The sequence below is a fragment of the Microcoleus sp. Pol8_D6 genome, assembly GCF_036700965.1.
Lineage (GTDB): Bacteria > Cyanobacteriota > Cyanobacteriia > Cyanobacteriales > Microcoleaceae > Microcoleus.
In genome coordinates, this window is record NZ_JAUBPW010000053.1 from 15,201 (window position 1) to 27,583 (window position 12,383).

The 12,383-nt window shown below is 45.5% G+C and carries 6 protein-coding genes; all 6 read left to right on the forward strand.

Features of this window, described 5'->3' with window-relative positions:
• Positions 1-304 precede the first annotated feature (304 nt).
• Positions 305-3,571 carry an ATP-binding protein gene (locus QUA10_RS20085; protein WP_333084330.1) on the forward strand — a complete coding sequence of 1,089 codons (3,267 nt, stop codon included), beginning with the start codon at positions 305-307 and terminating at the stop codon, positions 3,569-3,571.
• Between the two features lie 352 nt (positions 3,572-3,923).
• Positions 3,924-4,805, forward strand: a complete 882-nt coding sequence (locus tag QUA10_RS20090) for a tetratricopeptide repeat protein (protein ID WP_445243596.1) — start codon at positions 3,924-3,926, stop codon at positions 4,803-4,805.
• Between the two features lie 235 nt (positions 4,806-5,040).
• Positions 5,041-6,234 (forward strand): glutathione S-transferase family protein, encoded by a 1,194-nt coding sequence (locus QUA10_RS20095; RefSeq protein ID WP_333084326.1) that lies wholly within the window; start codon positions 5,041-5,043, stop codon positions 6,232-6,234.
• A gap of 107 nt (positions 6,235-6,341) precedes the next feature.
• A complete protein-coding gene (locus QUA10_RS20100) occupies positions 6,342-6,572 on the forward strand; it encodes a ribbon-helix-helix domain-containing protein (RefSeq protein WP_333084324.1) in 231 nt (76 codons plus the stop codon).
• Positions 6,527-6,889 (forward strand): type II toxin-antitoxin system PemK/MazF family toxin, encoded by a 363-nt coding sequence (locus QUA10_RS20105; protein WP_333084323.1) that lies wholly within the window; start codon positions 6,527-6,529, stop codon positions 6,887-6,889. Before QUA10_RS20100 ends, QUA10_RS20105 begins: the two co-directional genes overlap by 46 nt.
• A gap of 207 nt (positions 6,890-7,096) precedes the next feature.
• A complete protein-coding gene (locus tag QUA10_RS20110) occupies positions 7,097-12,355 on the forward strand; it encodes a hypothetical protein (RefSeq protein ID WP_333084322.1) in 5,259 nt (1,752 codons plus the stop codon).
• Positions 12,356-12,383: the final 28 nt, after the last annotated feature.

Consider the following 12,383-nt stretch of genomic DNA (forward strand, 5'->3'; position numbering starts at 1 on the left):
CTCAATATTTATTTTAACCAATCTTAACCGCAAAATAAGTGATGCGCTTCTACCAGAGGAAGAATCAAAGTGTACTCAGTGGTTTTTGTGTCAAGCACCCTGAGCGTGATTTCTGCAATTAAGCTTAAGCCTTAAAATAATTGCTAGTCGCCTCAAATCAGGCGTAGGCATAGAACTCCCCGGTCTCGGTGCAGATACCCAGCCTGATAGCGAACTGATATAAAACTAATAAGATACAGAAATTCGCAGCTACATTGAGCATCAAAAATATTACTGCTCTCGCGAGCAGACTCTCAGGTTTGTTATGCCACTCACCACCCCCAGTCTCAAAAATTTTATCGAGCCAGTGCCGCTGTGCCTCCAAACGGGTGCGCTAGAATCGCTGCAGTCAATTTTCAGATCCTGCAACTGCGATCGAGTTGCAGTAGTCAACGAACAGCTACAACCGCTGGGATTAGTGTACCTCCGCAGCCTTTGGGCTTGGGGAGCCGATCGCACAAACGACGGGCAGCAACCTTTGTCCGAAAGCCCGATCGCGATCGAACCAGTCAGGGCATTACCCGCCACTATGAGCGTCAGGGAATTCTGGCAGTACCTGCAAACAGAGGAACAGAACACCCCAACCCGGCCAAACCGCCAAACCGCCGGCATTTCCTCAAACAGCCCGATCGCCCTCACAGATGCCAGTGGTCAATTCTTAGGAATGCTAGACAACCTGAGCCTGCTGCAATTCGCCGCACTCAACAGCAGCTCGCTCTGCAGCCTCACAGAGCAGCGAACAGCAGTCCAAGAAATCGAATTAAAAAAACCAATTTCCGAAGCCATCGCCACGGTACTAGACGCTCAAGTGCGCTTTCTAGAAGCAGGATTGAAACCTTCGGAAAACCTGAACTCCCTAGTCGAACTACTGGAAAAACTGCCCCTGCCCCTGAGATTGCAAACCCCCACCGCACAAATAGTCAGCCAAAACGCAGCGTGGCGGATTTTGCTGGGAGCAGGCCCCGATCCAGTTCCAGAACCAGCAGCAAATTTGGGTAAACACTCGCCCCGTAAACCAAGCCATTTAACAAGCGAATACAAGAGCGTGCAGCTAGAGGGCATCACCACAGACTGCAGGAGCCTAGTAGGAGCAAGTATATCGGGCGATTCCCTGCGGGATAGCTTCGCCGCGCGTGATTCAACCGCAGCCACCAGTTGTCCGCTGCCCCTGTACGCTGCTGCCTCTCCCTCAACATTAACCGCTCCAGCTTGGTGTCCCATGGCCGGCAAACCAGACACCTACATTTGCGAGTGCCCCGTACAAAAAGGTCAAGAACGGATCTGGCAATTTGTCAAACAGCCGCTCTCAGACAAGCTAATTTTAGTCATGGGACAAGATGTCACCGAAGAACATTTAGTCGCCAAAGAACTAGCAGCGAAAAACGCAGATTTAATCCACCTCAACCGACTCAAAGACGAATTTTTATCCTGCATCAGCCACGAACTAAAAACCCCGCTCACCGCCGTCCTCGGTTTGTCCAGCCTCCTCAAAGATAAATTGATCGGAGAACTCAACGATCGCCAAACACGCTACGCCAAACTAATCCATAAAAGCGGGCGGCATTTGATGACAATAGTTAACGATATATTAGACTTGACCCGGATGGAAACCGGGCAGCTAGAACTAATTCCCGAAGCAGTCGAAATAGAATCAACCTGCCAAAGAGCCTTTGAACAAGCAAAACAACTGCAACAGCAAGAAGAAAAAAAACCACCCGAACCAAGCAAAACTGACGGCACAGCAAACGCAGAACCCTCTGCCCAAATAGAATTTACACTCGAAATAGAACCGGGACTGAGCCAATTAATTGCCGACGAACTGCGACTGCGGCAAATGCTCGTCAACCTCCTTTCCAACGCCCTAAAATTCACCGAACTCGGCGGAAAAATTGGATTGAAAGTAAATGTCTGGGAAGGCTGGATCGCATTCAAAGTTTGGGACACTGGCATCGGCATCCCCGCCGACAAACAGCATCTGATCTTTCAGAAATTCCAACAGCTAGAAAGCCCCCTCACCCGCCGCTTTCAAGGAACCGGACTGGGACTGGTACTGACTCAACGCCTAGCTCGGCTCCACGGCGGGGACGTTTCGTTTATTTCCTCAGAAAACCAAGGCTCTCAATTTACCCTGCTGCTGCCACCAAATCCTCCGGGAAACAGCAGTGAAGAAGTCCCGGCATTGGGAGCCGCTGAGGAAGAATTATTACAACCCCAATATCCGACTCTGACTGCCAATTCTCGCTCTCGTTTAGTATTAATAGTCGAAGCAGTTCCCAAATATATCGAAGATTTAACCAACGTCATCTCAGGTTTGGGCTACCAAGTAATAGTCGCCCGTTCCGGCACCGAAGCGCTGGAAAAAGCTCGCAGGTTCAGTCCCGAAGCGATTTTCCTCAACCCGCTGCTGCCACTGCTGTCGGGTTGGGACGTGCTGACGCTGCTCAAGAGTGACCCGGATACCCGATCAATTCCGGCGATCATCACGGCCACCAGAGGCGAAAAAGAACGGGCCAGTGTCAACAGAGCCGAAGGCTTTTTGAGCTTGCCGGTGGAAGAACCCGCTTTGCGGCGGCTGCTGGCAGACTTGATCGGTCACAGTAAGGCCAGTACAGGCAAAGTGAAGAGTTCTTTAACCGTGTTGTGGCTCAGCCCGCAAAACGGTTCCTCTCAAGGTTCCGCTTTACTGCTTAACCCCAACTACTGCCGGGTTTTAGAAGCAGACGACCTCGGCCAAGCAGAACTGGTAGCCAGAATTTGGCGGCCCGACGCGATCGTTTTAGACGGTACAAGTCAACTGCAAAACCCCTTAGCTTTTATCGAACAGTTAAGTCGGTCTCGAAATTTGGGTTCTCTCCCCTTGGTGACTTTAGACCCTCGAACTACCCAACTGGCCAATCAAGTCAAAGGATTGTCGGTATTTCCCTGTTTAGCCACTAGCAGTCCCGACGACAGTGAAACTTCACCAACCGGGTTAATGCCAAGTGCTTTGTGGCAAGTGATTCAAGTTGCTGCGGGCATGAGTTGGAAGCCCAGCATTTTATTTGCCGACATTTCGACTTTACCCGATTTGCACTCCTCTTCTGGGGGAAACCCGACGGAAGAATTGGAACATTGCGAGCGATCGACAAATGCCGAGATTCCCCTCCCCAATTGCCAGTTTTCTACTCCTAACTTTCAAGCTTTGATTCACTACGTCCACACCGCAGGATTTCGAGGGTCGATCGCTCCCTGCTGGACAGAAGTTTTGCAGCAGTTGCAATATCAAAGCGTTGACTTAGTTTTGCTGTGTTTGCGAGATGCCCCCTCAGAATCCCCCGCTATGTTGCAGGCGCTATCGAACTTGCGCCAAATGGCAGTAAAACTGCCTATTTTAGTCTGGGATTATCGGTCTGCTGTAAATTCGGAATCCGAGGCGATCGACTTTCTACTGCAAGAAGTATCTGCTAAAATTTTGCCTTCTTCCTTATCAGCAGCACAATTGTTAGACAAAATTCAACAGACTTTATTAACTCACTCAAGTTCCCAAAAATGAATAATTTACCAGGTTTGTAGTGAGAAATTAACTCATTTCTCAACCAGTAAAAATCAACTATTATTTATGAGGAAAAAACGAATTTGGCAACTCTTTAACTGTCAACCGCAAAGCGTTATTTGTTAACTCAGTAAAGTTTATAATAACTCATAATTTTGCCTATTTGTAATGAGGTGATCGGTCCTCTATAAAACAGTGAATAAAAACGACTACCCTGAGTGTAAATATAATTTGAGAAGTATTTAAATGAAAACCCAGAAGTGTGGCGAGTCAATAAGCAATATCAAAACTCAAAAATATGAGTTATTATAGGCGATCGAGAAACCCTTATATTTTTTTCTGGGGCTGTACAGTGCCTAATCGCATTCCTTTAATATCTCTGCTACTCGCACTCGGTTTGGGGGCAATGCCCGAGCCTGCTGCCTGTCAGGCACTCCTGCCTTACACCCTGCAAATTGACTCTGCCCAACTCGAACAAACGGCCTTGAGCCTTGCAGAAGAAGCCGTCCAGCTAGCCAGACTGCAGCAGTACCAACTAGCGGTACCTAGAGCCGAACTCGCCACACAGTTAGCCCCTAAAAATGCTCAAACTTGGACTTTGTTAGGCAGCTTGTACCTGCAAGTCGAGCAGTTTGACAAAGGCATTGAAGCTTTGGGGCAAGCTCAATCTCTGTCACCAGAAAATCCATCAATTAAATTTGTCTTGGGAGAAGCTCACTTTCGGAAAGCGAACTACGAGAAAGCAGTCGAATATTTGCAAGCAGGGTTGAAACTAAAACCAGACACTCCAGGTGCATTATTTGATTTAGGCAATGCTTTTTATAAGCTAAAGCGGTTTGATCAGGCGATCGCCCAATATGAAAAAGCCTTTGCTTTAGAAAAAAACCTGTGGCCGGCTATTAACAATATCGGATTAGTCAAATACGAAATGGGAGATGTTGATAGCGCCATCAAACGCTGGCAAGAAGCGATCGCGATCGACGACAAAGCAGCAGAAGCAATGCTAGCTCTAGCAGTAGCATTTTACACCAAAGGTGACAAAGAAAAAGGCTTAGCGATGGGAGAAGCAGCTCTGAAACTGGACAAACGCTATGCTACTGTAGAATATCTCAAAGAAAACCTCTGGGGCGATCGTTTAATCGCAGATACCCAAAAGTTGCTAGCCACTCCCGAAATGAAAGCAGCACTGGCTAAAATTCAAGACGCCCCACCCCCTCCCCAACTGTCGCCTTAATTGTAGTTAAGTTTGTAGTGAGGACTTCAGTCCTCAAAGCCTTTTTTAACTGAGAACCAACTATCTTATTCAGAACTAAGACCAAAAAATAGTTGAATACGTTATGGGTAGAGGTAAGGTGCGCGCACAGCGCACCCTACAGATAGAGTTGGTGCGTAAGTTCTATTATTCCCACGAAGCAGTTGCTGCCTTCAATTCTCCAATCTAAAATCTAAAATCTAAAATCTAAAATCGCATGACCCCCCTAAGCTGGACACAACTAGAAGCCCTCACAGACTTTGAAGTCGATCGCGTCAACGGGCCAACCAACGCTCAATCCCGCTTGCGCCTGTTTGGCAAAACCGAATCCGATGTGCGAGTCACCCTCTACCGCGATAACCATGCTTGGTGTCCCTACTGCCAAAAAATCTGGCTGTGGCTGGAAGAAAAACAAATCCCCTACCGCATTGAGAAAGTTACTATGTTCTGCTATGGGGAAAAGGAAAGTTGGTACAAACGCAAAGTGCCATCGGGAATGCTACCGGCGCTCGAACTAGACGGCCGCATAATCACCGAAAGCGATGATATCTTAATCGCCCTGGAACGAGTCTATGGCCCTTTGGGTTTGGGCATGGAAAACCCCGCAGTCATTCCCCTGCGGCGGCTAGAGCGACTGCTGTTTAGAGCCTGGTGCTCTTGGCTGTGCTACCCAGCAAGTTCAGCCAAAGTAGAACAACACAACCGCAACCAATTTATCAGCGTCGTCGCCCAGGTAGAAGCAGCCTTGGCTAGCACTCCGGGGCCTTATTTCCTAGATGAATTTGGCACTGCGGATGTCATCTTTACGCCCTACGTCGAACGGATGAATGCCAGTCTTTACTACTACAAAGGCTACTCGATGCGCGAAGAAAACCCGCGCTTTGCTGACTGGTTTGCAGCGATGGAAACCCGCCCTACCTATCGCGGCACTCAGAGCGATTTTCACACGCACGTCCACGATTTACCGCCTCAGATGGGCGGGTGTTATGAAAACGGCGAACCTCAGATGCTTCTCAATAAAGCCCGCGTGGATAATGGGCCTTGGGCTGGACTGCCGGATGTGATGTATCCAGAACCGGAAACCTCCCGCGCTGAAGCACTTCACCGCGTTATCAAGCACCACCGCAACATCGTTCGAGTCAATCCTGCTGATGACAACTTATTCGATGAGGCTTTGCGTTGTGCTTTAACTTTGATGATGACTGGCGAAGTTTGTACGCCGCCTGCTGGTTCTGATGCGGCTTTGCGGTATTTGCGCGATCGGGTGAATGTGCCCCGCGATATGTCGATCTATGCCGCCAAGCGGCTGAGGGAAGCGTTGGAGGAAACGGCGGCTTTGGTGGGTGATGACCAAGGTTCTCCGATTCTGCTGAAGCATCGGCGAGATCAAGATCCGGCTAATTTTGTGTAGGGGGCGGAATCAGACGGAATCGGCGTTGCTGCTGCTCTACTTCATCAGCTTGCTATCTGCTCGATCGATGTGCTACCATTGGTAGTATTAAAAGTAGCATAAATAATATGAAAGTATCTATCTCTTTGCCAGATGAGCTAGTGCGTTACATTGACGAGCGTGTAGAAAATCGCAGTCGGCTAGTTGAGCTTTTATTGCAAGCATGGCGCAAGCAACAAGAACAGCAGGCAATGGTAAAAGCCTGTTTATTACTGGATGAACTGAGCGATGAATTAACCGATGAGGATGAAGCATGGCAGCAAGCAGCGATTACCGACTGGGAAGCATCTGGCTCGTGAATTTCGATCCCTCAGTCGGTACAGAAATCCGCAAGACTCGACCGGCGGTAATTATTTCAGGAACTGCTTTTAATCAACGCAGTAAAGTTACAGTTCTGCCCATCACTTCTGCTGTTCCAAACGAGCATTTACGGCCCATTGTTTTGCCAGTAATTCCTTCGACTCTCAATGGTCTGAGTACCGAGAGTTTTATCGTGTGCGTCGATCCGATGACGTTTGATAAACGCAGACTTGTCCGCTGTCTTGGGCAATTAGAGTTGCAACAAATACCAGAAATTCAACAGATTTTGGCTCGATATTTAGAACTTGAAGAGTAGGGCAATCCAAAAGCTGGGAGTAACAAACATAGCATCGAGTGACGCAGGATTTCTGGATGGTTGACAAAAATTTCTACATTTCGACTTCAGGCTGACCCTACGCAGATACATAGGATTTAGGTTGGGGATTTTTTCTACGGGGCGGCGATAACCGCCCTTTAAGTCCAAAGGGGCAACAAACTTTTATAGGAAAAGTTAGGATTAGGCATGGTCAATAGTGAAACAACAAGCCCGACTGTAACATCCTCCGAAATAAATCTGCTCTCTCAGTTAGATGAGCTACGAAGTGCTTGGGAGGAATTTTATCCTAAGCAAGCAGAGGGTGGTTTACTGGCTTTGAGCGGATTCGATCACCAATTCCTGTTGACACTGCTGAAAATTGTACGTCAATGGAAAGAAGCTTCAGAAGCCGAGCGCCAAGACCCGAATACAGCCCATAAAATTCTCGCAGAAGCCATTTCAGACATTACTGAATCAGGTAAAGTTGTTACCCTCACACAAGTTAAACGAACTCTTTCAGGCAAGGCGATTCGTGAAGCGCTTGAAGAACTTTGGAAAATTTTCAATCTTGCTTCTGAACTTACACCAGAGTTGGTAGAACACTTACGGTTCAAAATCTCTGGAAAGTTTGAGGATAATAGGAATCCTAATAAAGTTATTAAAGAATGGAACCCTACATTAACACGAGATCAAGCACAAAGGCTTGATACATTCAAAACTTGTGTCAGCTATGAGTTTGTTGCTGACCCAAGATTAGACTTAAAGGCTGAGTTAGAAAATCTTTTACGGGATGAAGATACGGAGACAACTATTGGGCGATGGTTAGGCTATCTTCTTCAACTTGGTTCAGGCTTATCTCCTGAGCGTATAAGCGCTCTTATATGGCGGGAACTTATACATGATAAAAGCTTGGAAGCGTTGCGAGCAACACAGGCAAGATTATTCAGCCAATCCCGCTATCGACTTCATGCTATTCGACATACACTCGGTGGCAGTCTGTCTCTACCTAAGACAGATTTACTCTCACAGCTACAAGCATCTGTACTCACGAAGCGGATAACCCTTCTCATCGGGTCATCGGGATCTGGAAAATCAGCACTTTGTAAGCTGGGTATGCAAACAAGCTTTCAAGATTATACGCGCTTGTTTCTCCATCCATCTGACATTATTTCCTTCACAGAAACCCCAGACTCTACATCTAGCCGAGATACAAGACGTATTGATGAACTCTTAACAGCTCAGGTAATTGAGAAGCCCATCATCATCATAGATGACCTGAGTGATGTCGATGATCAAAGCTTTGATTGTGTACTTAACCTTCTTCAAAATGCTTTGGCTAGCGAGACATCAACGGATGTGCGTTTCGTTCTTGTGGCGCATCTAGATGCTGAACGCCGAGTTCGTGACAAAATTGATGCTCGACTTGGCGCAGAAATTTCTATAAATGTTGTTAAGCTTCCACAACTACCTATAAACGATCTTCAGTCATCTAATACTTTACCAGGCGAAGTTGCTAGTCTTGTTCAACGCGCTGATCAGTTTGGGCCTGCCTTAAACCTTAAGCTTCTTGACTGGCTGATTAGTAGCGTTCAGCGAGATGATATCGATGCTTCAGCCTTCAAAAATGACCTAGATTTGCTTGCTTGGTTCTGGCGCTTTCATGTAAACAATGGACGCGATGGCAGTGAAGAAGGTCGTGCGCTAATTAGGACAGCCATTTCATTAGCCAATAAATTTACTCCTGATCTGTCTCTCTATGACTCTGAGATTGATTCCAAAGTTCTAGATACCTTGGTGCGGCGAGACTGTCTTCGAGTTGCAGAGGAAAAAGTAGCTGTCACACACCGTTTTGTAGGAGATTGTGCAAGGTTTCGCTACCTTCTGGGGAAACGTCGCGAACTAGATGTCAGTAAGCTTGCAACGAAGCTGAGAAATCCTCTTTGGTCTCAGCCAGTACGCTGGTTTGCTTTGTATCTTGCGATGGAATCAGAAGAGACTGAAACATGGCAGGAATTGCTTCAAGAGGCAAAGGAAGGTAATCATTTACAGCTTATTGACTTACTTCTCGATGGCGCGATCTTGAGCAGACAGCCAAGTTCAGTTCTCCAAGGCTGTTCCGGCGAACACCTTCCTTTTTTCATCAAGCATCTCATCTCTCGTCTTCTAGCGATCGCAACTTTTCCAAATCCAGCCTTTGCAAGAATCTCTGAATCTACGTCTGCAGGCACAAGGCTGGTCATACAGGAGCAGATAACGGGAATTCCAAAAGCGCATTTGTGGGAACCTGTGTGGCGATGGCTCTTATCTCAAAATCCAGAGACTGTAATCGAGGAATCTTGTTTAGTTTTCAGAGCGGCTGAGGCTTGGCTGAACTGGGGAATATTTGCAGAAAAATTTTCTTTCCGGGTTGAGGTTGCAGAGTTTGTCCTTAACTTGCTGCAAAGAATATTGCTGCCCGATCCTGATCCACCCGCTTCTGAACCAGAAGCGCGAGTAGACAGTTGGGAAGACCTAAACCAGATAATCGAGCTAAGAGAGAAAGGAGCGTTACCTTCCCCTGTCCATAAAAAAGAATACTATTTAGGTGATTTTTCATCAAATGCTTTTGCCTGTATAGTGTTTGCGCTCAAGATTATTCCAGAACGTTCAGCCTGGTTTTTGAGAGTTTTAGCAGGACGAGAGATTACACCAGCAAATAGATTAGAACCAACTGAAACCTCTTTTTCTTTCACTAGAGATGGTGTAGGTGTGCTTGAGCCTCCACATCCAAAAGGGCCATCAGGAAAAGTTAATAATAACTTTCGCAAGTTCATGCTTAAGCAAGGAGGTATATATCTCAATTGTGTAGTTCGTATCAATCCACAACTCGGTGCTGAATTACTTTTAGCTCTAACTATTTCACCGCCAGGTTATCGTTATGAATTCGATAATAACTCTCATAGGTTAACCAATTATCTTGGAACAAAAGGAGCGGACGAGATTGATGTCTGTACATTCAAGTTTATTCCGCTCCTGTCTCTCTTACAAATTAATGAAGTTCTTGCCATTGATGTTATTGCAACCCTTTGTAAGGTAGCCACAGATTACTGGCATGAGCATCGCTGGGTAAAAAACAAACTGGAGGGTATGCCAAAAACTGATATTGATGGTGTAACTTTGCTTATTGGCGAGAACAGAAAAGACTTCAAAGGTGGTCGTCATGCTTTGTACTGGCATCGCAAGTATAGTAAGTCACCAAATATTGTCGCTTGTTTCTTAATGACGCTGGAGGGATGGCTCTACAGTCGTCCGACTAAAGCAGCACTCGAACGTTCTATATCAATTATTTTTGAGCGTGCTGACACTGTTGCAATGCTTGGGGTACTCATTTCGCTGGCTAAATGCGATCCCAATCTTTTGAAAGGTTCCTTACTACCTCTACAGTCGTCATTACAACTTTGGGTATGGTTAGAGTTTGAATTAATTGATCGGGGACAAGATTTTGCATTCGATTTTGGGAAGGCATGGAGCCGACTGTCAAACGAGGAATCTCAAGAGTTAGCTGAATTTCATCAGTTATCTCACCGAAAAATTTCCCTTTTAGAGATAGCACTCCCAATGTGGCTAAAGGGAAACATTCCTTTGGATGCAACATCTCAGATTTTGGCAGACTGGGATAATCACCAAATTAATTTTATTCCAGAGGTCAGTCGCTATGGTGCATTAAAAATCCGAGCTTGGTTTGAAGGCAACAACTGGCTGTCGGAAAAGGATGAACATGGAACTAGAAGCTTTGGCTTCGTCGGTACTCTACCTGAAGATCCTGAAGTTGATGCTCAAGCCGAATCTGCAATTTGGAATCTTCCGCATTTCCAAATCGTAATGATGTGCCGAAAAATTGTAGATGGTGAGTTGCAAAAGACACCAGAACTACATAGGGAGTTTGTTACTCTTCTAACCAGTGAAGAACAGCTTTCTTCTCTACAAGAAGGCTTGGGAAAGAAAGCTTTTATCGATACAATTTGGGCAACCATTGCTGTTACTCTAGAGTTTCCTGTTGATAATCTCAACCCAGAACTGGAGAACTACATCACTGATTATGCTAGTGATTTTTCTAATCTACCGATAAGTTTAGATGACGGCAGTCGTTGTCAGAATTATAATATGGATGCTGAAGCTTTTCTCGCTCATGCAGCCCCTAAATTACTGCGAAGATGCAAATCTGAAACCTTACTTCGAGCATCTGCTTTCCGTTGCCTTATTGGTGTCCGCAATTGCAATACATCTGCTTTTATGAGTTCATGGATAAAAGAATATGGGCTTGTTCACCCTCTCACCCAAGAACTCATCAATATTGTACCCAGAATAGCCCGCCTCCTTTTCCTGACTTATGCAGTACCCTATGCTGAAGAAATAAGCAAACGAGAAGAGCCTCAAATTGAAGAGGCATGGTCTAGTTTGCAAAAGGATTTTGAAGAGAAAAAAATTTCAGGAATTTCTATAAGTGATGTTTTTCAATGGATTCCAGAAATACTTATCCAACCTCTGCAACAACCTCGCTGCTTACACAATTACTTGGATTGGGATTTTTTAGCAGCAGCTTTGATTCCGGTGCTAGAAGCAAAGCCAGATAGCGAGATAGAGCTCGATTTAATCAGTTTATTACGCGAACAAGTGCTTTTTGCTTTGTTTCACGAAAGGGCAACAGTTTATGTAGAGAACAAAGCAGAGCAAGAAGAGGATGGAGATGATTCTGTAGAAACACAACTTTATTCAGCTCAATCTCAAATAATAGATACGATAGTAAAATCAACTTCTAGCGAAGTTGCTACACGAATTAATGTAATTCTCCAGGTTATCAAAAATGTTGACCTGGTAGATTGCATTGTTTTAGGTCATGTTGTAGATACTTTGAGTTACTGCATTGTTGAGGGCAATTCTTCGGATCTAATTGACCACTCATTTAGAAATCACATAGCCTGTACAGTTGGAGAATATCTTTTTTACCTTAGAAACCAGCCGGAGTCAAATCTACGATTCCTCGGTAAAACCAGAGATGTCTGGCAAAAATTAATTGACATACTGTGGCAATGGTCTCACGAAAATCTTAAGTATGCAACTCAAGCAGATCAATGGCTTATGGAGTTTTTAGAGCGTTTTCAAGAAGTATTACTTCCTGATTGGTGGTTGAGAACAAAATTGTACCGTGTTGGCAAATCAACGAATTATAGACTCTTCCGCTGTTTACTTTTCAAAATGCTAATCCAAAACCCCGAACTCTTACCCCGTAGTAGAAATGACGAAAGTGAACTTTTAGTTCAACTTCTTGCTGATCTCTGGGATTCAGATCGCAGTTGGATAATAGATAGACAACCTCGACCTAGTAACCTGATGACTTTGTTGGGGCAGTTACAGGAAATTGACGCGCTAGGCGCAAGAAGACTAGGGGATGAGATAGCTAATTCCTTAGCACATGGCTCTGATTGAACCAAGTATTGATCCAGATTAGGTTGAA

Coding starts and splice junctions, on each gene's coding strand:
- QUA10_RS20085 (WP_333084330.1), top strand. CDS start 305: ATGCCACTCACCACCCCCAGTCTCAAAAATTTTATCGAGCCAGTGCCG.
- QUA10_RS20110 (WP_333084322.1), top strand. CDS start 7,097: ATGGTCAATAGTGAAACAACAAGCCCGACTGTAACATCCTCCGAAATA.
- QUA10_RS20105 (WP_333084323.1), top strand. CDS start 6,527: ATGGCAGCAAGCAGCGATTACCGACTGGGAAGCATCTGGCTCGTGAAT.
- QUA10_RS20100 (WP_333084324.1), top strand. CDS start 6,342: ATGAAAGTATCTATCTCTTTGCCAGATGAGCTAGTGCGTTACATTGAC.
- QUA10_RS20095 (WP_333084326.1), top strand. CDS start 5,041: ATGACCCCCCTAAGCTGGACACAACTAGAAGCCCTCACAGACTTTGAA.